Source organism: Sandaracinaceae bacterium (assembly GCA_016706685.1).
Classification (GTDB): Bacteria; Myxococcota_A; Polyangia; order Polyangiales; family Houyiibacteriaceae; genus JADJJE01.
On the sequence record JADJJE010000012.1, the window covers coordinates 282,959 to 303,187 of the forward strand.

The 20,229-nt window shown below is 68.6% G+C and carries 22 protein-coding genes; 13 read left to right on the plus strand and 9 right to left on the minus strand.

Annotation, left to right across the window (positions count from 1 at the left end):
* Positions 1 to 22 precede the first annotated feature (22 nt).
* Complete coding sequence (locus IPI43_16215; protein ID MBK7775650.1) at positions 23 to 766, plus strand: competence/damage-inducible protein A; 744 nt, start codon at positions 23 to 25, stop codon at positions 764 to 766.
* A 6-nt stretch (positions 767 to 772) separates the two neighbouring features.
* Here the strand turns inward: IPI43_16215 and IPI43_16220 are convergent, their stop codons facing one another.
* From IPI43_16220 to IPI43_16260, 9 genes are all read right to left on the minus strand, one after another.
* On the minus strand, positions 773 to 997 hold the full coding sequence (locus tag IPI43_16220; GenBank protein ID MBK7775651.1) for a hypothetical protein: 225 nt from the start codon (positions 995 to 997) through the stop codon (positions 773 to 775).
* Positions 998 to 1,029: 32 nt separating this feature from the next.
* On the minus strand, positions 1,030 to 1,761 hold the full coding sequence (rlmB, locus tag IPI43_16225) for a 23S rRNA (guanosine(2251)-2'-O)-methyltransferase RlmB (GenBank protein ID MBK7775652.1): 732 nt from the start codon (positions 1,759 to 1,761) through the stop codon (positions 1,030 to 1,032).
* Positions 1,758 to 2,504: an orotidine-5'-phosphate decarboxylase gene (gene pyrF, locus IPI43_16230; protein MBK7775653.1), complete on the minus strand. Its 747-nt coding sequence runs from the start codon at positions 2,502 to 2,504 to the stop codon at positions 1,758 to 1,760. The genes rlmB and pyrF overlap by 4 nt, the downstream gene beginning before the upstream one ends.
* Before the next feature lie 13 nt (positions 2,505 to 2,517).
* Positions 2,518 to 3,273, minus strand: a complete 756-nt coding sequence (locus IPI43_16235) for a hypothetical protein (protein ID MBK7775654.1) — start codon at positions 3,271 to 3,273, stop codon at positions 2,518 to 2,520.
* Between the two features lie 125 nt (positions 3,274 to 3,398).
* The gene (locus IPI43_16240; protein MBK7775655.1) at positions 3,399 to 4,403 is read right to left on the minus strand and encodes an MCE family protein; all 1,005 of its coding nucleotides are present in this window, start codon (positions 4,401 to 4,403) and stop codon (positions 3,399 to 3,401) included.
* 11 nt (positions 4,404 to 4,414) lie between these two features.
* The gene (locus IPI43_16245; protein MBK7775656.1) at positions 4,415 to 5,173 is read right to left on the minus strand and encodes an ATP-binding cassette domain-containing protein; all 759 of its coding nucleotides are present in this window, start codon (positions 5,171 to 5,173) and stop codon (positions 4,415 to 4,417) included.
* A gap of 4 nt (positions 5,174 to 5,177) precedes the next feature.
* Positions 5,178 to 6,020 (minus strand): ABC transporter permease, encoded by an 843-nt coding sequence (locus IPI43_16250; protein MBK7775657.1) that lies wholly within the window; start codon positions 6,018 to 6,020, stop codon positions 5,178 to 5,180.
* A gap of 7 nt (positions 6,021 to 6,027) precedes the next feature.
* Entirely contained in the window at positions 6,028 to 6,819 is a 792-nt protein-coding gene (locus IPI43_16255) for an ABC transporter permease (GenBank protein MBK7775658.1), read from the minus strand.
* Positions 6,816 to 7,550, minus strand: a complete 735-nt coding sequence (locus IPI43_16260) for an ATP-binding cassette domain-containing protein (GenBank protein ID MBK7775659.1) — start codon at positions 7,548 to 7,550, stop codon at positions 6,816 to 6,818. The genes IPI43_16255 and IPI43_16260 overlap by 4 nt, the downstream gene beginning before the upstream one ends.
* Before the next feature lie 84 nt (positions 7,551 to 7,634).
* Here IPI43_16260 and IPI43_16265 point away from each other — a divergent pair, with 84 nt between their 5' ends.
* The 12 genes from IPI43_16265 to IPI43_16320 all read left to right on the plus strand — a co-directional run.
* On the plus strand, positions 7,635 to 9,575 hold the full coding sequence (locus IPI43_16265; GenBank protein MBK7775660.1) for a protein kinase: 1,941 nt from the start codon (positions 7,635 to 7,637) through the stop codon (positions 9,573 to 9,575).
* Positions 9,576 to 9,628: 53 nt separating this feature from the next.
* Positions 9,629 to 10,444, plus strand: coding sequence for a secretion protein (locus IPI43_16270; protein ID MBK7775661.1), 816 nt, complete (start codon positions 9,629 to 9,631; stop codon positions 10,442 to 10,444).
* 148 nt (positions 10,445 to 10,592) lie between these two features.
* Positions 10,593 to 10,952 (plus strand): NADH-quinone oxidoreductase subunit A, encoded by a 360-nt coding sequence (gene ndhC / locus IPI43_16275; GenBank protein MBK7775662.1) that lies wholly within the window; start codon positions 10,593 to 10,595, stop codon positions 10,950 to 10,952.
* Positions 10,940 to 11,539: an NADH-quinone oxidoreductase subunit NuoB gene (gene nuoB, locus IPI43_16280; protein ID MBK7775663.1), complete on the plus strand. Its 600-nt coding sequence runs from the start codon at positions 10,940 to 10,942 to the stop codon at positions 11,537 to 11,539. Before ndhC ends, nuoB begins: the two co-directional genes overlap by 13 nt.
* Positions 11,536 to 12,252 carry an NADH-quinone oxidoreductase subunit C gene (locus IPI43_16285; protein ID MBK7775664.1) on the plus strand — a complete coding sequence of 239 codons (717 nt, stop codon included), beginning with the start codon at positions 11,536 to 11,538 and terminating at the stop codon, positions 12,250 to 12,252. Before nuoB ends, IPI43_16285 begins: the two co-directional genes overlap by 4 nt.
* Positions 12,253 to 12,318: 66 nt before the next feature.
* Positions 12,319 to 13,476: an NADH-quinone oxidoreductase subunit D gene (locus IPI43_16290; protein ID MBK7775665.1), complete on the plus strand. Its 1,158-nt coding sequence runs from the start codon at positions 12,319 to 12,321 to the stop codon at positions 13,474 to 13,476.
* 13 nt (positions 13,477 to 13,489) lie between these two features.
* On the plus strand, positions 13,490 to 15,103 hold the full coding sequence (locus IPI43_16295) for a (2Fe-2S)-binding protein (protein MBK7775666.1): 1,614 nt from the start codon (positions 13,490 to 13,492) through the stop codon (positions 15,101 to 15,103).
* Complete coding sequence (locus tag IPI43_16300) at positions 15,100 to 16,680, plus strand: NADH-quinone oxidoreductase subunit H (GenBank protein ID MBK7775667.1); 1,581 nt, start codon at positions 15,100 to 15,102, stop codon at positions 16,678 to 16,680. Before IPI43_16295 ends, IPI43_16300 begins: the two co-directional genes overlap by 4 nt.
* A 20-nt stretch (positions 16,681 to 16,700) precedes the next feature.
* Complete coding sequence (locus tag IPI43_16305; protein MBK7775668.1) at positions 16,701 to 17,333, plus strand: NADH-quinone oxidoreductase subunit I; 633 nt, start codon at positions 16,701 to 16,703, stop codon at positions 17,331 to 17,333.
* Between the two features lie 398 nt (positions 17,334 to 17,731).
* The gene (locus tag IPI43_16310) at positions 17,732 to 18,754 is read left to right on the plus strand and encodes a serine protease (GenBank protein ID MBK7775669.1); all 1,023 of its coding nucleotides are present in this window, start codon (positions 17,732 to 17,734) and stop codon (positions 18,752 to 18,754) included.
* Between the two features lie 893 nt (positions 18,755 to 19,647).
* On the plus strand, positions 19,648 to 19,872 hold the full coding sequence (locus tag IPI43_16315; protein ID MBK7775670.1) for a hypothetical protein: 225 nt from the start codon (positions 19,648 to 19,650) through the stop codon (positions 19,870 to 19,872).
* 46 nt (positions 19,873 to 19,918) lie between these two features.
* Positions 19,919 to 20,229 (plus strand): PLP-dependent transferase (locus IPI43_16320; GenBank protein ID MBK7775671.1); only part of this gene is annotated, 311 nt, incomplete at its 3' end.

The following is a 20,229-nucleotide window of genomic DNA, read 5'->3' on the forward strand; positions in this document are numbered from 1 at the left end:
CGCTACACGCTATTCTCGCGGCGTGCCAAAGACAGCCGCCGCCCTGATGGTCGGGAACGAGATCCTCACGGGCAAGATCGAAGACACCAACACGCGCTACCTGGCGAAGCGGCTGTTCGAGCTGGGCATCGCGCTGCGGCAGGTGGTGGTCTGCCCCGATGAGATGGACATCATCGTTCGCGAGCTGAACCAGCTGCGCGCCGGACACGACATCGTGTTCACCAGCGGCGGCGTGGGGCCCACGCACGACGACATCACCATCGATGCGGTGGCCGCCGCGTTCGGGCGCCCCGTGGTGGAGTCGCCCGAGATCGCCGCCATGATCCGCGCGCACTTCGGCGACATCGTGACCCCCGCGCACCTGCGGATGGCCAACATGCCGGAGGGCGCCGAGCTGGTGCGCAACGCCAAGAGCGGCTGGCCCACGGTGCTGTGCGGCAACGTGTACATCCTGCCGGGAGTGCCCGAGATCTTCGAGCGCAAGCTGGACGCCCTGCGCGAGCGCCTGGACGAGGGGCAGCGCTTCTTCAACCAGACGGTGTACACGCACTGCGACGAGGGCGAGATCGCCGCGCTGCTCACGGAGCTCACGTTTGCGCACCCCACGGTGACCATCGGCAGCTACCTGGTGCTGAGCGACCCCGGCTACCGCGTGCGCGTCACGTTCGACTGTGTGGAGGCCGCGGCGAGCCGAGCGGCTGCCGACGCGTTCGCCGCCGCGCTCCCAACCGACAAGCTGGTGCGGCGCACCCCCGTCGCTGATTGAGCGGCGTCAGAGGGGCGCGTCGAAGTCGTCGATCTGGGCCTCGATCTCGGCCTCGGCGTCGGTGGTCACGAACGCGGTGGCGTTCACCACGAAGAACCCGCACACGCCCGCCAGCAGCACGGCCAGCACGGCGAGGGGCTTCTTGCCGCGCTTCCACGCCAGCACGGCGCCGACCAAGCACAGCAGCGCGCCCACACCGCCCGCACCCTGAATGATCATCCACGTTTCCATCGTCGCATCCGTTCGTTCGAGAGGTGAGTTGTTCAGGCGGACATCTGGCGGCGCGCCTGGGACAGCGCAATGCCAGCAGCGACCGACGCGTTGAGCGACTCGGCCTCGTCCGAGATGGGGATCTTCGCTATCAGCGTACAGCGCTCGCGCACCATGCGGCGCATGCCCTCGCCCTCGGAGCCGATGACCACCACGCGGCCCTGCGGCGCTTCGGGCAGGGCGTAGATGTCGGTGTCGCCGTCACCGTCGAGGCCCACCACCTGCATGCCCGCGTCGGCCAGGGTCATGAGGGTGCGCTGCAGGTTGGTCACGCGGGCGATGCGCGCGCGCTCGGTGGCGCCGGCCGAGACGCGCACCACCACGGGCGTGACGCCCACCGCGTTGTGCTTGGGCACCAGGATGCCATGCGCCCCGAAAGCCACTGCGCTGCGCACGATGGCGCCGAAGTTGTGCGGGTCGGTCAGGCTGTCGAGCGCGACGAACAGCGGGCAGGGGCCCCCGCTGGCCAGCAGCTCGGCGACCTCCACGTAGGGGTACTCGCCCGTGATGGCGACCACGCCCTGGTGCTTCACGCCCTTGGACAGGCCGTCCAGCGCCTCGCGCGAGCGCTCTTCCACGCGCACCTTGGCGCGCTCGGCCAGCTCGCGCACCTCGCGCAGCGACTCGCTGTCGCCCTCGTGCACGTAGACCACGTGCACGTCTTGCCGGGCGCCACCGCGCAGCGCCTCGGCCACGAAGCGCGGCCCCGTGAGGATGCGTTTCACGCGAAGGCCTGGCTGCGCCGCGCGAGCGCGCCCTGCATCTCGTCCACCACGGCGCGCGCGGCGGCCACGGGGTCTGCGGCGTCGCGGATGGGGCGCCCCACCACCAGGAAGTCTGCGCCGGCTTCGATGGCGCTGCCGGGCGTGGCGATGCGCTTCTGGTCACCGTGCGCCGCCCCTGCTGGCCGCACACCCGGCACCATCAGGGTGGGCGCCGTGCCCAGCCGCTCACGCAGCATGGCCACCTCCAGCGGCGAGCACACCAGGCCTCCCACACCGGCCGCCACGCTCAGCCCGCCCAGGCGCTCGACAGCACGGTCGGCAGGGCCCGCGAGGCCCACGGTCTCCAGCTCGTCGTCGTCCATGCTGGTGAGCACCGTGACGGCCAGCAAGGTGGTGTCCCCCGCCTCGGCGGCCACGGCGCGGAGCGCCGCCGGCCCAGCCACCGCGTGCACCGTGAGGAAGCGCACACCCAACCGCGCCGCAGACGCCGTGGCCTTCGCCATGGTGGCGGGGATGTCGTGCAGCTTGAGGTCCAGGAAGCAGGCGGCCCCAGCGTCGTGCACAGCGCGCACGGCGTCGGGCCCCGCCGCCGTGAACAGCTCGAGGCCCACCTTGAAGACGCCAACTTCGCCTGCCAGCTGGTCTATCCAGCGACGGGCGGTGAGCAAGTCCGTGACATCGAGAGGAAGCACCAGCCGCTCACGCGCGCTCGGCGCGTGAGGGCTGCCATGGACTTGGCTCATGCTCGGCCTCCGCTCAGAAGTCGAGGCCGCTGAGCGGGTTGCTGCTGCCGCCCATCATGGTGCTGGTGTCCGACCCGGGCGACGACGTGCCCGGACGCGGGCGACGACCGCCACCACCCGTGCTGCCACCCGTGCTCATGCTAGCCGCGGCGGCTGCAGCGGCGGCTTGGGCGGCTGCGGCTGCCTCGCGAGCGGCGCGGGCCTCGGCCTGAGCCGTCTCGGCCTCTGCGTTGAGGCGGGTGCGCTCGGCCTCACGGGCCAGGCGCTCGTGCTCGGCCTGCTCGGCTGCGACGCGCGCCGCCTGGTCGCGCTCGTCCAGCTGCGGCTTCACGAAGCCGAAGTAGGCGCCGACACCGCCGCCCACCACCAGGAGGATGAGCCCCACGATGATGCCCGGGTGCACGCCCTTCTTCTTCTCGGCCTCGATGGTGGCCAGCTTCTGCTCGTGGGCCAGCAGGCGAGACTGCTCTTCGGCGCGCGCGGCCGCTTCGGCTTCGAGGCGCACACGCAGCGCACCCTCTTCGGCCTCACGACGCAGGCGCTCTTCTTCTTCGCGCTGAGCACGCTCGGCGGCCGCGGCGGCCTCCTGCTCGGCACGGATACGGGCTTCTTCCGCGGCCTTGCGCGCCGCCACCTCGGCGGCAATGCGCGCCCGCTCGGCCTCAGCTGCCTTTTGAGCCGCTTCAGCCTCCGAATGGATGCGGTCCTCCTCAAGGTTCATGAGCTCCTTGAGGTTGAATAGGACGGAGGATTCCTTCTGATCGGACATCGGTGGTGCTGCTCCGTGGGTCGAGATCGCGTCGACCCGTTCAATTAGTTAGCAGGGGGGGATGCGTGATGTCAACGCCCGTTCGGGCGCTGCCGGCCGCGGCTGTGGCCAGAGGCGGGGCCAGGTCACTCTCGCCAGAAGAGCTTCCAGGGGTTGTGCTTCAGGTCGCGCAGCATCTCCTGCACGTCGTCGTAGATCTCCTCGTCCATGAGCATGGCGCCGACGGTGCCGCGGCCCTGGCGGATGTGGGTGACGATCTCCTCGGCGTCCTCGGTGATGCCCGTGCCGCGGTGAGCGATGTCCGACACGTCGCGGATGGTGCTCTGGATCTGGGTCTGCTGCTCTTCGCCCAGCATGTCCAGCAGGTCGTCCACCTTGGTGGCGATGCTGCGCGCGTCGGCCAGCAGCGGGTCGATCTCGCGGTTGATGCTGCTGGTGATGCCGTCCACGTTGCGCAGGGTGCGCTGCACGCGGGGCCCGGTGATGAGCTCGTTGGCGTTGCCCAGCAGGTCGTTGGTCTGGTCGGTGGCCGTCTCGATGTTCTGCATGATGCGGTCGATGCGGTCGCCGTGACGCGTGAAGATGCCGTCCAGCGAGCGCACCATGTTGGCGGCCGCCGAGAGCAGCGAGTCCAGCTCCTCGCGGTTGTCGCGCAACAGGCCGTGGATGTTCTCGAGCAGCTCGAACATCATGGCGAACGCCTGGTCCATGCGCGGAGGGTCGATGCCCACGAGGATGTGACCGTCCGCCACCACGGGCCGGTCCTGGCTGCCGGGATCGATGGCGATGAGGCTCTCACCCACGATGCTGGTGGAGGTCACGTACACGCGTGCGTCCTCGTGGATGCTGTCGAAGTACGAGGCCTGGATCTCGAGCCGGATGCGGATGAGCGGGCTGCGGCCCGTGTCCGGGTCCAGCGTACCGCCGCGGTACTCGATCTCCTCGACCCGGCCCACGCGGATGTTGCCGATGTTGACGGGAGCGCCGCCCAGCACGTTTCCGGGGTGGTCGAAGTCGATGTAGAGGGTCTTTCCCTCTTCACCGGTGAAGCCACCGATTGTGATGACGAACGCGCCCAGCAGCACGACGGCCACCAGGATCAGCAGGCCGACTCGGACCTCGAGGGACATTCCACCTTTACTCATAGCTCTATCGGCCCTTCAGCCTCTCCCCGGATGAACTGCCTCACCACGGGGTCGTCGGTGTTTTCGAAGTCCGCCCACGTACCGAGCAGGCGAACGGTTCCCTTATACAGCATCGCGATGCGATCCGAGATCGACTCGATCGACACCAGGTCGTGACTGACGACGATGCTCGTCACCCCGACCACATCACAGAGCTCGCGGATCATGGCGTCCACGCGGCGCGCGCTGATCGGGTCGAGCGAGGTCGTGGGCTCGTCGAAGAGCACGTACTCCGGGTCCAGCGTGAGCGCGCGGGCGATGGCCACGCGCTTGCGCATGCCGTCTCCGAGCTCGGCCGGGTAGGACTTGGCGAAGTCCTGCATGTGCACCTTCCCGAGCTGCACCATGGCCTGCTCGAGCGCTTCGTTCATGGAGAGGCCCTTGTGCTTGCGGAGCGGCAGCGCCACGTTCTCCACCGCGTTCATGGAGTCGAACAGGGTGGAGTTCTGGAACACCATCGCGCAGCGCATGCGCACCGGGTACATCTCGGTCTCGCTCTTGCGGCTGACTTCGTCCTCGGGCCTCCGGCTGCCCAGGTAGATGTTGCCGTCATCCGGACGCAGCAGCCCGATGAGGTGCTTGATGAGCACGCTCTTCCCGACGCCCGAGCCGCCGATGATGAAGAAGCACTCGCCCGTACCGATCTCGAGGTCCACCCCGTTCAGGATGACCTTGGGGCCAAAGGCCTTGTGGATGTTCTCGAAGATGATGGACATGGGATCAGGCGGGCAACAGGACGTAGCCCACGGCGCTCAGGATGAACTGCCAGATGATGATGCCGAAGAGCGAGCCGACGACCGCCTCGGTGGTGGCGATGCCCACGCCCTCGGAGCCGCCGAAGGTGCGCAGGCCGCGCTGGGAGCTGACGATGGCGATGGTCCCGCCATACGTGATCATCTTCAAGAGGCCCAGGATCACGTCGCCCGACGTCAGCATGCTGAAGTTGAAGAACGTGTTGGGGTTCACATCGAACATGACCATGCAGACCACCATGCCGGACAAGATGCTGATGGCCCCGCCCACGCACAGCACCACGGTGCCCATGACCACCGACGCGAGGAAGCGCGGCACCACCAGGAAGTCCACCGGGTCGGCGGCGCTCATGCGCAGCGCGTCGGTCTGCTCGGTGACCACCATGGAGCCAATCTCGGCCGCGATGCCGGCGCCCACGCGCGTGGCGAGCGGCATGGCACCCACGGAGGCGATCAGGTCGCGCACCTGGAGCTTCAGGAACGTGGCGCCCAAGAGCGACATGTCGGGGATGATCTTGCGGGTCTGCAAGCCCATCTGGTACGCCACGATGGCCCCGATGAAGGCCATGGTGATGCCCATGAAGAACATGGAGCCGTTGCCGATGGCGTACATCTGCCGGGCGATGTCGCCCTTCTCGCGGTTGCCGCGCACGCAGTAATACAGCGTGCGGCTGAAGACGCCGGCGAGGTCCTTGATCTCGCGCGCATAGAACTCGAGCTGACTCTCCTCGACGTCGTCATCGTCGTGGTCATGATCGTGGTCATGGTCGTGCGGCTCGGAACCGGCGGTCTTGGCGGTGGCGGTGCTCATGCTCGCGTCAGTCCAAGATGAAGGTGGACAAGTAGTCCGCGATGAAGACGCCGCTGGCGGCCGCGACCACCGAGCGGTTGACGGCACGCCCCACGCCGGGCGCGCCGCCCGTGGTGGAGAGGCCGAAGTAGCAGGAGTTGAGCGCGATCATGATGCCGTAGAGGAAGGCCTTGATGACGCCGACGGCGAAGTCCCAGAGCTCCAGGCGGGGGAGGGCGCTGTTGAGGAACAGCATCCAGTGCACGTCCAGCATGACCGAGGCCATGCCCATGGCGCCTACGATGGCCAGGAAGTCGCCGATGATGCACAGGCACGTGAGGATGATGACGATGCTGATGGCGCGCGGCACCACCAGGTAGGTGATGGGGTCGATGGCCAGCGCGCGCAGCGCGTCCAGCTGCTCGGTGACCGCCATGGTGCCGAGCTCGGCGGTGTTGTTGGCGCCCACGCGCCCGTTGAACATGAGCGCCATGAGCAGCGGGCCGATTTCGCGGAACGTGGTGTAGATGGCGGACCAGCCCACGAAGCTGCGGGCGTTGTAGCGAATGACCAGCGGCGCGGCCTGGATGACCATGATGGCGCCCACGAAGAACGCCGTGGCCGCGAGGATGGGCAGCGACTTCACGCCCATGCGGTACATGTTGCGGACGAACTCGTAGCGGTCGATCTTCCACGGCATGGCGCGCCGCAGGATCTGCCCGGCCATGATGGCGATGCCGCCCACCTGCTCGGCGATGTCGAGCATCGCAGCGCCCATCCGCTCGGGGATGGCTAGCGACGTCGAGGTTCCGTTGCTCATAGGGGGCCCTCTGTCTCGCCTCGGATGAACTGGTGCACGTAGGGGTTGGTGGACGCCCACGCCTCGCTGAGGGTGCCGTCGAAGATGAGCTCGCCGTTGAGGAGCATGCCCACCCGGTCGGCGATGCTGAGCACGCGCTTGATGTCGCTGGACACGATCATCACGGTGCTGCGTTGCTCACGCGCTTCGTCGCGGATGAGGTTGCAGATGCGCTGGCTGGTGACGGGGTCGAGGCCGGCCGTGGGTTCGTCATACAGGATGTACGGCGCCCGGATGACGGTGGCGCGGGCCACACCGATGCGCTTCTTCTGGCCGCCCGAGAGGCTGGACGGGTTGCGGTTCTCGAAGCCGGGGAGCGACATGCGCATGAGGCGCTCGGACACGCGCTCTGCGATCTCTTCTTCGCTGAGGTTGTCGAACAGGCGCCGCAGCGGGAACGCGATGTTGTCGCCCACGCTCTTGTCGAACAGCGCGTAGTTCTGGAAGAGGTAGCCGATCTTCCGGCGCAGCTGGGCGAGCTTGAGTTCGTCGTGGAAGGTGACCTCTTCGCCGTCGATCCAGACCTGGCCCGACTCGGGGGTGAGCAGCCCGGCGATCGTCTTGAAGAGCACGCTCTTGCCGGCCGCACCGGGGCCGATGAGCGCGTAGATGCACTCATGCGGAACTTCTAGGGAAACCCCGCGAAGGACGGGGGCCTTGAAGCGGAGATGGATGTCGTGAACCTTGATCACCGTGTCGGGACGCTTTCAGCGGAAGCGGAGTCTACAAGTTTCGTTTCAAAAAGATAGCGTTCACGTCGTACTCTCGGCCCGCCCATGCCAGACGCTTCCATCCCATCGCTGCCGCCGGGCACGCTCGTCCTGAACCGCTTCGAAGTGGTCGAGTTCGCCAACGAGGACGCCCTCGGCGCGCTCTACCGTGCGAAGGACACCAAGACCCAGCGCGCGATCGCGCTGCGCGTCTTTCGCCTCGCGCACATGACCCCGGGGGCGCAGCAGGCGCTCAAGGCGTCGGTCCGCGCGGCCACCAAGATCCGGCACCCGAACGTGGCCACCACCTTCGGCCTCGGCATCGCGCTGGGCGCGCACGTGCTGGCGTTCGAGTGGATCGAGGGGCAGACGCTGGCGGCGTGCCTCAAGGCGCGCGGCGGCAAGCCGGTGTCGCTGCGCGGCGCGGCCCAGGTCATCCACAGCGTGTGCGAGGCGCTCGAAGCCGCCGAAGAGCACGGCGAAGGGGCCCCGCACGGAGCGTTGCGTCCGGACGCCGTCTGGATTGGCCAGAACGGCGTCGTGAAGGTGGCCGAGTTCGGGGTGGCCAGCGCGCTCGTGGGGCAGCTGGGCATCGGGGTGCTGCCCGTGGACGAGCAGACCTGCCTGGCGCCGGAAGTGAAGGCGGGTGGGGCGGCCACGCTGCAGTCCGACGTCTTCTCGGTGGGCGCCATCACCTACCAGCTGCTCACGGGGCGCTCCACGGCGCAGGGCTATGTGGCCCCCTCCAAGGCGCACGAGCACGGCACACCGGCCATCGATAGCTGGTTATTGAAGTGCCTCGCCCCAGACCCGGCCAACCGCTACGCCATCTTCGACGTGGTGCGCGAGTCGCTGGACGACCTGGTGCAGCACGCCCCCGAGCCCGCGCCCACGGCCGACTTCGGCGTGGCCCTGCGCGCGGCAGGGGCCGCAGGGCGCGTCTCGCTGGTGGCACCGGACCCCAACGCACCCGGGGCAGGCCGGCCGCAGGTGGGCGCGCGCGTGTCCATCGACGAGGGCTTCCGGCCCACGGCCGACGTGCAGGCAGCGGGCGCGGCGCCGTCGGCCATCGTGGACCTGGGCTCGCTCTTGGCGCAGGTCACCGAGAACGACTCGCAGCGCTGGATCGTGGTGAAGGACGGACTCGACCACGGGCCGTTCTCCGGGCGCGAGCTGGTGCGCATGCTGGTGGCTGGCGAGGTGTCCAGCACCCACGGCGTCATGAACATGGACACCGGCGAGCGCAAGCCCGTGGCGCAGTGGCCCGAGTTCTCGGAATTCGCGGCTCAGTACGCCGCCAAGGTGAAGCAAGAGGCCACCGCCGTGGCCGTGACCAAGGTGGAGTCCTCCGAGAAGAAGGCCGGGCGCACCAAGCTGCTGGTGGGCGGCGCGCTCATCCTCGCGGTGGTGGGCGGCGGCGTGGCGTTCGCGGTCACCCGGACGGCCAGCGACAGCGAGCGTGTGGCGCAGGCCGACCTCGACGGCCTCTACGAGATGGGCGAGATCGCCATCGAGGGCACGGCCGAGACGCTCACCGACCCACACGCCGCGGGCGGCGGGAGCCGTCGGCACGGCGGCGGAGGTGGCCAGAGGCCGACGGGCGGTGGCGGCACCCCCGGCGCTCCCAGCGAGGGCGGCGGCGGGGGCGGTGGGGGCTCTGGCCTGTCTTACGAAGACGCCATGAACCGCGAAGTGGAGATGGGCGACATCAGCGGCGGCGGCGCCGGCGGCGGCCAGCTCACGTCCGCCCAGGTGGCCGCGGTCATGAACCAGCACGTCAACCGCGTCTACGGCGCGTGCGTGGTCCCCGAGCAGGCGCGCGGCGGCGACCTGAACGGCGTCACCATCGACATCGCCATCCTGGGCAGCGGCCAGGTGCAGGGCGCGAGCGCCCGCGAGGGCAGCCAAGAGTTCAAGTCCTGCGTGAACCGCGTGGTGCGGGGGGTCAACTTCCCCTCGTTCGGTGCGCCGCGCATGGGCGCCCGCTACCGCTTCAACGCGCGCTGACGGGGGCTGGCGCCTGCTTGCGCCCTCCTCAGGTGTAGGCCATTCACGCACTCATGCGCACATGGTCGCCCGCTGCTTCGTTCTTCTGTCTGGTCCTCGTCCTCGGCCTCGCGGCCTGTGACGCCACCCTCGAGAGCGGGCTGGACGAGACCCAGGCGGACGCGGTGGTGGTGGCCCTGCACGGGCAGGGCATCGGCGCAGAGAAGCTGGCCAGCGCGGGGAACGACCCCTCCTTCGAGGTGCGCGTGGCCGCCGACGACGTGGGCCCCGCGCTGCGCGTCCTGCGCGAGGCCGGCTTGCCGGCGGCTCCAGAGCCCGGCGTCCATGCCGTGTTCGGGGAGGGTGGGCTGGTCCCCACGGCCACGGAGGAGCGCGCCCGCTATGCGGCGGCGCTGGGTGGCGAGCTGGCCGGCACGCTCGAGCGCATCGACGGGGTGCTGGACGCGCGGGTGCACGTGGCGCTGCCCGACCGGCGCCTGGCCCTCATGGACGACGCGCCGCAGCGGCCACGGGCCTCGGTGCTCCTCAAGCACCACCGCGGAGAGCCCCCTTACGACGCCGAAGCGGTGCGCGCGCTGGTGGCCGGGGCCGTGGACGGGATGCTGCCCGCCGACGTGGCTGTCATGTCCGTGATCGCTCCGCCCCCCTCGGACAGCCGCCAGGCCCTGGTGAAGCTGGGGCCCGTCTCGGTCACGCGGGGGTCCTCTCCGGCCCTCCGGACGATCTTGATCGCGGGGCTGGCCGGGCACGCGGTGCTGGCCCTGCTGCTGGTGGGGGTGGTGGCCCGCGCTCGTCGCCGGGTGGGGGAGCTGGAGGTCAGCCTGGCCAAGGCGGTCGAGGCCAACGCCGCCCTGAGCCCCGCAGAGTGATTCCCGCAAGAGACCTTCATTGACACCCGGAAGCCAGGGTACTATCACCATGCCGCTCGAACCCGGGCCCCCTCGCGCCGTTCGTCTGGACGCGCCGCGACCCCCCGCTCGAAGGCCAAATCACCCCTAATCCGGAGCGCTTCGCTTCATGTTCGCCGTCTATCTCCCCGTGTTCATCATGCTGGGCGTGGCCACCTTGGTCGCCCTCGGTATGTTCACGGCCACCTCTCTGGCCGGGCCCAAGAACATGACCGCGGAAAAAGCCATTCCGTACGAGTCAGGGTCCGAGACCACCGGCGCCAACCACCTCAGGATGAGCATCAAGTTCTACCTGACGGCCATCCTCTTCGTGGTCTTCGACATCGAAGCGGTCTTCCTCTACCCGTGGGCGGCCATGTTCCGCAGCCTGGGCTGGATCGGCTTCGTGGAGATGCTGCTGTTCATCGTGATTCTCGGCATCACGCTCATCTACGCGTGGAAGAAGGGGGCGCTCGAATGGGAGAGCTGAACCAGTTGAAGGTCATCGGCGGTGCGAGCGGCGAGAGCTTCTTCACCACCAAGTTCGACGCACTGCTCGCCTGGTCGCGCAAGTGGTCGCTCTTCCAGTACCCGTTCGCCACGGCCTGCTGCGGCATGGAGTTCTTCCAGGTGGCCGGCCCGCGCTACGACGTGGCGCGCTTCGGCGCCGAGGCCCCGCGCTTCAGCCCGCGTCAGTCGGACGTGCTCTGGGTGGTGGGCACCATCAGCCAGCGTCAGGGCCCCGTGCTCAAGCGCATCTACGAGCAGATGGCGGACCCCAAGTGGGTCATCGCCTTCGGCACGTGCGCCAGCTGCGGCGGGTTCTACGACAACTACACCACCATCCCCGGCGCCGACAAGGTCATCCCGGTGGACGTGTTCATCCCCGGCTGCCCGCCGCGCCCCGAGGCCGTGCTGGACGCGCTCATGCTGCTCCAGGAGAAGATCACCAAGGGCGACCGTCAGCCCATGACCGTGCCGCCCGCCGAGGTGCCGCGTCAGCTCAAGGAGCGCGTGGGCGAGCTGCCCGTGCTGCCCGCGGGGGGCCACGATCCCAAGAGCGGAGGTCACGGATGAGCAAGTCTGCCATCGCTCGCCTCAAGGCTCAGTTCGGCGACAAGATCCTCTCCACCAGCGACTTCCGCGGCGACGACAGCTGCTACGTCGCCCCGTCCGACTGGGCGGCCGTGGCCACCTTCCTGCGCGACGACGACCAGCTGAAGATGAACATGTTCACGGACCTCACGGCCGTGGACTACCCCGAGCGCGAGCCCGACGAGCCCCGCTTCGAGCTGGTGCTCATGGTGCGCTCGCTCGAGAAGAACCACCGCGTCATGGTGAAGACCAAGGTCGCCGACGGCGCCACGCCCGCCACGCTGGTGGGCGTCTGGGCCGGCGCCAACTGGGCCGAGCGCGAGGTGTTCGACATGTTCGGCATCCGCTTCAAGGACCACCCGGACCTGCGGCGCATCCTCATGTACGACGAGTTCGAGGGGTACCCGCTCCGCAAGGACTACCCCATCGATCGCGTGCAGCCGATCGTGGAGTACCGCGACTCGAACGAGATGACCAAGCAGGCCCCCTTCGGCATCGAAGAAGGTCAGCCGTTCGCGCGCATCGACTGGGAAGCTCGACTCGGGGCCGACAAGCCCACGCAGGTGAGCCCCGCCATCGCGCAGCAGCAGGGTGAGACGCGCACGCTCAGCGACAGCGCCGCCGCCCTGGTGATGGAGGCCAAGCTGAAGGCCAAGCGCGAGGCAGCCGCCGCCGAACAAGGCGCAAAGGAGTAGACCGTGGAGCCAGCCGACGACATCCACCTCGACGACGACGCCGCCCTCGAGCTCCCCGCCGAGCCCATGCGGCTCAACATGGGTCCTTCGCACCCCGCCATGCACGGCACCATCCGCATGGTGCTCGATCTCGACGGCGAGATCGTCCAGAACGTGGACGTGCAGCCGGGCTACCTGCACCGCGGCTTCGAGAAGAGCTGCGAGCGCGGGACCTGGGCGCAGGTCTTCCCGTACACCGACCGCCTCAACTACGTGTCGCCCATGTGCAACAACGTGGGCTACGCGCTGGCGGTGGAGAAGCTGCTGGGCATTCAGGTGCCGGTCCGCGCGCAGTACTACCGCGTGATGCTGGCCGAGATCGCCCGCATCTGTGACCACTTCACGTGCAACGGCGCGGCCGCCATGGAGCTCGGCGCCTTCACGCCGTTCCTGTGGATCCTGAAGGTCCGCGAGTGGCTCTGGCACATCCTCGAGGCCGAGACCGGCGCGCGCATGACGCACAGCTTCGCGCGCATCGGTGGCATGGCGGCGGAGCCCACGCCGGGCTTCAAGGCCGCCATCCGCGCGCGCATCCCGGAGGTGCGCAAGGTCATCGCCGAGACCGAGACGATGCTCATCAAGAACCGCATCTTCTTGGACCGCACCCAGGGCGTGGGCATCCTCACCAAGTCGCGCGCCATCGAGCTGGGCTGCACCGGCGTCATCGGGCGCGCCGCGGGCATCCCCTACGACGTCCGCAAGGACAACCCGTACCTCGTCTACGGCGAGCTCGACTTCGAGGTGCCGGTCGGCCAGGACGGCGACAACTGGGACCGCTTCATGTGCCGCTTCGAAGAGGTGCACCAGTCGCTGCGCATCCTCGAGCAGTGCCTCGACAAGATGCCCGACAGCGGGCCCGTGTCGGTCACCGACCCGCGCATCACGCTGCCCCCCAAGAGCGAGGTGTACTCCACCATCGAGGGCACCATCGCGCACTTCAAGCTCATCATGGAGGGCGTGAAGCCACCCAAGGGCGAGGTGTACAGCTTCACCGAGGCAGGCAACGGAGAGCTCGGCTTCTTCATCGTCAGCGACGGCAGCGGCACCCCCTACCGCATCCGTGTGCGTCCGCCGTGCTGGTTCAACCTGCAGGCGGTGCGCGAGATGGTCATGGGCGACATGATCGCGGACATCATCCCAACGTTCGGGTCGATCAACATGATCGGCGGCGAGTGCGATCGCTGAGGTCTATTTATCTATGTCGACGTTTACCCTGAACGGGCGCCAGATCGCCTTCGAAGCCGGCGAGACCATCATGCAGGCCGCGTGGCGGTCGGGCATCGAGATCCCGCACTACTGCTGGCACCCCGGCCTCAGCGTCGCGGCCAACTGCCGCATGTGCTTGGTCCACATCGAGAGCGGTCGCCAGATGGCGATGCCCATCGTGAAGTGGGACGAGAAGAAGAAGGCCTACGTCCCGGACACCAAGCCCAAGCTCACGCCCGCGTGTCAGCAGACGGCCGCCGAGGGCATGGTCATCAGCAGCGAGAGCGCCGAGGTGAAGCAGGCGCAGGCCGCCGTGCAGGAGTTCCTGCTGCTCAACCACCCGGTGGACTGCCCCATCTGCGACCAAGCGGGCGAGTGCAAGCTGCAGGACTACTACTACGAGCACCAGAGCACGGTGAAGCGCAAGCGCACCGAGCCGGTGCACAAGCCCAAGGGCGTGCGCTTCGGGCCCACCATCGTCTACGACGCCGAGCGCTGCATCATGTGCACGCGCTGCATCCGCGTGTGCGACGAGCTGGCGGGTGACCACGTGCTGGACATGCGCGAGCGCGGCAACCGCAACGAGATCACCGTGGCCCAGGGCCGCGAGCTGGACCACCGCTACACGCTCATGACCGAGCACGTGTGCCCCGTGGGCGCGCTCACCAGCAGCGACTTCCGCTTCAAGGCGCGCGTGTGGTTCCTGAAGAGCCAGGAGGGCGTCTGCTCCGGCTGCGCCACGGGCTGCAACACGCACGTGGACTTCGATCCGCGCTACGGCAAGGTCTACCGCCTGCGCCCGCGCGACAACATGGACGTCAACAAGTTCTGGATGTGCGACGACGGCATGATGACGTATCGCCGCCAGAGCGAAGACCGCGTGCTCACGGCGTCGCTCGGCCGCGGTGACGCCCGCGTGCCGGCCTTCGGCGACGAACCCTTCCAGCAGGCCGCGCGCCAGCTCGGCTCGGTCACGTCCAACAAGATTGGCGTGGTGCTCAGCGCGCAGCACAGCAACGAAGACAACTACGCCCTCGCGCAGCTGGCCAAGAAGCTGGGCACCAGCAAGGTGTACCTCGCTGGGCTCGACGCCACGCGCGAGGGCTGGGTGGCCGACGCCATCCTGCGCAGCGCCGACCCCAACCCCAACACGGCGGGCGCCCGTGTCGCGGCCGGCGGCTCGCTCGACGAGACCACCGAAGACCTGCTCCAGGACATCCTGGGCGGCGAGGTCGAGGCGGTCATCGCCCTCGGCGCGGCGTCGCTCGAGACCCTGGCGGAGCTCGAGGCCCTCACCAAGCTGGATGCCGTCATCAGCCTCACCAGCCACGTGGGCGCGCTGCCCGCCGCGGCCAGCGTGGTGCTGCCGGTGGCCAGCGTGTTCGAGACGCACGGCACCTTCGTGAACCAGAAGGGCATGCACCAGGCCTTCCGCCGCGCGGTCTCCGCGCAGGGTGGCGTCGAGCCGGGCTGGAAGACGGTCGCCAAGCTGGCCGAGGCCCTGGGCCACGACCTCGCGCTCGGCGGGCTCCAAGACATCCGTACCAAGCTGGCCGCCACGGCTGGCGCAGGCGCCACGTCCGGTGGCGCGGAGGCACGCGCATGACCACTGGTCTCTTGCTGCTCACCACGGCGCTGAAGATCCTCTTCATCCTGCTGGTCACCGTGGGCGCGTTCGCCCCCATGCTGGTGTGGGCCGAGCGCCGCCAGAGCGCCATGATGCAAGACCGCATCGGGCCTCATCGCGCCGGCATCATGCTGCCGCGCGGCACCGCCGAGATGCTGGGCGCCACGGTCGCGCCCATGCGCTTCGGCGCGCTCGCTGCGGGTGCCCTCGGGGCCGTGGTGCTCTTCGTGTTCGCGTGCGCCTGGGCCATCGACGACCCCGAGCTGGTGCCGGGCGTCAGCGTCTTGCAGCTGGTGCAGATGGGCGTGGGCCTGCTGGTGCTGGGCGGCATCATGGACGTGGGCGCCAAGATCCACGGCATGCTGGCGGCCAACGGCGGCAACATCTCGCTCGCGGGTCTGCTGCACCCCTTGGCCGATGCCTTGAAGTTCATCTTCAAAGAAGACTTCATCCCGCCCAAGGCGGACAAGCTGCTCCACTCGCTGGCGCCCATCGTCACGCTCATGCCGGCCATCGCGGTGTTCGCGGTCATCCCGTTCTCCGACGTGCTCTACCTCGAGCACTGGGACGCCGTGGTGCCCCGCAACGGCGTGGTCGACGGCGAAGCCACCGCCATCCCGCTGCAGGTGGCCAACCTCAACGTGGGTGTGCTCTTCCTCTTCGCCATCGCGGGCACGGGCATCATCGGCGCGGCCATCGGCGGCTACGCGTCGGACAACAAGTACTCGCTCATCGGCGGTATCCGCGCGGCCAGTCAGATGGTCAGCTACGAGGTCGCGCTCGGCCTCACCATCGTGCCGTGCATCATGATCTACGACTCGCTGCGCCTCGAGGCCATGGCCACGTGGCAGCACGACAACGGCGTGTGGGGCGTGTGCGTGCTGCCCGTCACCATCGCCTTCGTGCTGTTCTTCACGGCCGCCATCGCCGAGACCAAGCGCATCCCGTTCGACTTGCCCGAGGGTGAGTCGGAGCTCGTGGGCGGCTACCTCACCGAGTACTCCGGCATGAAGTTCGGCATGTTCTTCATGAGCGAGTTCATCGAGGTGGTGGGCCTCGCGGCGGTTGCCGCGGTGGTCTTCTTCGGGGGCTGGGACCTGCCGTTCGTCTACCGCGACGGCATCGACCTCCCGGGCGTGTGGGACGCGCAGCTCGCGTCCTTCGTCATGGGCGTCCAGTACAGCCCCGACACCCCGGGCATCGACGCCACGGGCATCGCGCTCGCGCACTGGGGCATCCTGGCGCTCGGCGTGGCTGGCTTCCTGGCCAAGATCGTGGCGCTCATCTGGTTCCAGCTGCTCACGCGCTGGTCCCTCCCGCGCTTCCGCTACGACCAGATGATGATGCTCTGCTGGAAGGGCCTGCTGCCTGCCGCGCTCATCAACATCTTGTTCACGGGCGTCATCGTGCTGCTGGGCGAGCCCGCCATGAAGTTCGCCGTCTGGAGCGGCACCATCGTGGTCGTGGGCAGCTTGGTCTTCTTCTTCCTCCCCGCCCTCAAGCGGGACACGCGCGTCGCGGCCCCCGCTTCGCCAGCTTCACCCGTCGCGCACTGACGTAGGCCAAGGAGTTCATCATGGCGGCAACCGTCAAGGTCATCACGAAGCCCCCCCGCACGCTGGCCGACCAGGCCTACATCCCCGCCATCGCGCAGGGCCTGCGTCTCACCATGGGGCGCTTCTTCAAGAACACGTTCAGCGCGCGCGAAGACGGCGAGATCGTCACGCTCATGTACCCGGAGGAGACGGAGGCCTACCCCGAGCGCTTCCGCGGCATCCACCGCCTCACGCAGCGCGCCGATGGCTCGCCGCGCTGTGTGGCGTGCCTCTGCTGCAGCACGGCCTGCCCGGCGCAGTGCATCCACATCGAGGCCGGCGAGTACGGCGAGGGCGACCCGCGCCACGGCTACGAGCGCTACCCCGTCACGTTCGTCATCGACGAGCTGCGCTGCATCTTCTGCGGCTACTGCGTGGAAGCGTGCCCGTGTGACGCCATCCGCATGGACACGGGCGCGCACATGCCGCCCAGCACCTCGCGCGACCACTTCCTGTACGACAAGGAGACCCTGCTCTCCCTGCCGGGCCGCGATGGCAGCTACCTGACGGCCAACCCGCGCCACGAGCCGGGCGACGCGAGCCACCCGGCGTGGACCGCGAGCGCGGCCACTGACACGTGCCCTCCCTCCGGGGGGGTCTTCGACTTCTACTGAAGTGGGCGAGGAGCGGGCGTGAGTACGATCGCGAGGCGGAGAGGTACCCCGGCGCTGGGTCTGATTGGCCTCGTTCTGGGGCTGGTTGCGGGTTCGGCGTCGGCGCAGGGCAGCGTGGAGTTCGGTGTGGTGGACGCTGGCACGGTGCGCGTCTTTGCCGTGCAGAACGTGGCCATCGAAGAGGTGCAGACCGCTCACGGCCGCCGTGTGGTCGCGCTGCCGAACATGGGGCACGGCACCGGCTTCTCGGTGCCGGGCAACGACCGCCTGTTGCTGACGGCGGCCCACGTGGTGACCGACGCGCTCTATGGTGGTGCGACTCCCTGGCGACGGAGCGTACTTTCCCGCTCGCGTCGCGTATCGCGACGAGGAACGCGACGTAGCGGTGCTGCTGATCGATGGCGACGTTCCGCCGCTCGCGCTGCAGCCCTGCGACCCATGTGCTGCGGACTCGGCAGCCCGTCTTCACGGTGGGCTATCCGCTCGACGCCAGCCGGCGCCAGGCACAGTCATCGCGCGGCATCGTCGGCGGTGTTCGTGATGACGGTCAGGTCCAGCTCGATATGGACGTGAACCCGGGCAACTCGGGGGGGCCCGTCATCGACGAGGCCGACCAGGTGGTGGGCATGCTGGTGGCGCGCGGCGATGTGGCCAGCGGCGTGCAGGGCGTGGCTGTCGCCGTGCCGTTGGTGACCCTACACGACGCGCTCGCGCAAGCACGGGAGCGCGTCCGCGATGGCCGAGTGCCCATGCTTCCACAAGATGCCGCGCGTGCCGCGCACGTCATCGACACGCTCTCGCGCGTGGGCCTCATGCGCATCCTGCGCGAGGCATCGGACGTGACCGAGGGCACTGCGGACACACAGACCATTCAGGAGATTCGTGCGCTGAACGCGCCCGGCCTGGCGCCCGACATGCAGGTGTTCGTGGCCGCGTTCCTGTGGGATGCGGCGCAGATGCTGATGTTCCGCGCGGGCGACCACGTGAGCCCTTCGACCATGGCGGTCGGCGCGACTCGCACGCTGGCGGAAGAGCTGCTCAACGAGGCCTCGGCGCTGCTCCGCGCTGCCGCTACCGCGGATCCACGGTGGTCGACCGCTCGCCGTTCGTGCGCGTCACCACGGGTGGCGCAGCCGTGCTCATGTCGTCCGAGGCGCTGCGCCCGTTCGTCGATGCGTTCCCCGCGACCGCCGCGACAGCGCTTCCACCGGTTCCTGCAGAGAACTGGGACTGGCGGTCACGTCGGACCTGGACACTGGTTGCGGGTCTGGGCGGAGGCGTCGGCGCGTTCTCCGGCGACCGTGGGGACGACCACGGCGAAAGGCAGTAGTCTGCCAACCGGTACTGCAGTTCGCCTGTTCGTGGGGCTGCATCGCCCTGAGTGCGCTCATCCACCCTCGCGTTTGAGTTCGACTTCTTGATGATCACCCGGGCGCAAGCGGGGGAGGACTCCACGCCCTCCAACTACGACTACGATGACGACTACTTCGCGGTTGGAGACAACGAACGCTCCCTCGGTGGCTCCGGCTCGTTGCTGATTCGCTTCCACCCTGGCGGCTTCCCGTTCTACCTCGGCGTGGGCGCTCGGCTCGGCGCGCAGCGCTTCCAAGGCTCGCGGCTCACCGAGATCTGCGATGAGTTCAGTTGTTTTCCCAGCAGAGGACGCCTCCAATCGGTATGCTCTCGTCCAGCCGGGCGCGGAGGTGGGTGCAGAGCTCCGCCACGTAGACCTCGGCTTGCGGTTCTTCGCCGGCATTCCAGCCGAGGGGAAGCTCGCCGGTGTGTACACCGTGATGTTCAACCTGGGTTTCCGTCTGGCAGAAGGTGGGTGGTGATGCGCGCTGCCACGATGACCTTGCTCCTCGCGCTCGCCATGCTCGGCTGCGCCCGTGTGCATCCCTTCGAGACCGGGGGGTATCAGCACCCACAGTTCCCCATCTACGTCGCCGCCGGTGAGGCTGAGCGCCTGGTCTCGCAGGACTGGCTGGTGGAGGGCTGGTCCTTGAGCGTGCACGAGCGGCCGACGCGGCGTTTCCGGAGCTACGGCCGGCAGACTGATCTGGCACTTCGCCACCGGACCAGCAGCGGTCGCATGTGGCTCGATGTCGTCCCCGTCGAGGCCCGTCCGCGACCAGAAGCTGCGCGTCGTTGGGCGGGAGGTGGTGGCCGGTCGGGAACGCTCAGCACAACAACCTCGGCGGCCGCCAACGAGCTGCGAATGTTCGGGAACCGCCGAGATCGCTCTGTCCGGGGCATGCAGCGCGCATGGTGCTGCTCGAAGGGGAACAGTGTTGGGACTGCCCGCGGAATCGTCGTGTTCGCCCGCGCCAACTACGTTCAGAGCCGCTCACGGCAGTGGCGTGTGGTGCCCGTCATGGTCATCGCGGGCTATGTGAACAGCGCGGCCGACTTCGAGCTGGGGGTGGCCGACTTTCAACAGTTCCTGGCCAGCATCCAGCTTCCGCCGAGCGAGAGCGTGAACGACGACGCGGTTGCGGAAGCGTCAGCCAGGGGAGCGGCGCGGGCAGAAGCGCCCTGAAAGCCAGCGTGCCTCTGCCATGACGGACTGCTAGGCTCGCGCGATCATGTCCGAGTCGAAGAAGCGCTCTCCGTTGACGACCGCCGTGCACGGTGGCGAGCCGCGTTCCTACCCCTACGATGCGCTGGCTGCGCCCATCGCGCAGACGGCCACGTACTCCTTCGCCAACACGGAGGAGCTCATCCACTACTTCGAGGGCCGCATCGAGCGCATGGAGTACGGGCGCTACGGCAACCCGACCGTGGCGCTCGTGGAGAAGAAGGTGGCCGCGCTCGAGGGCGTGGAAGACGCCGCCGCGTTCGCCAGCGGCATGGCGGCCGTGACGCTCACCATCCTGTCGTTGGTGGAGCAGGGCTC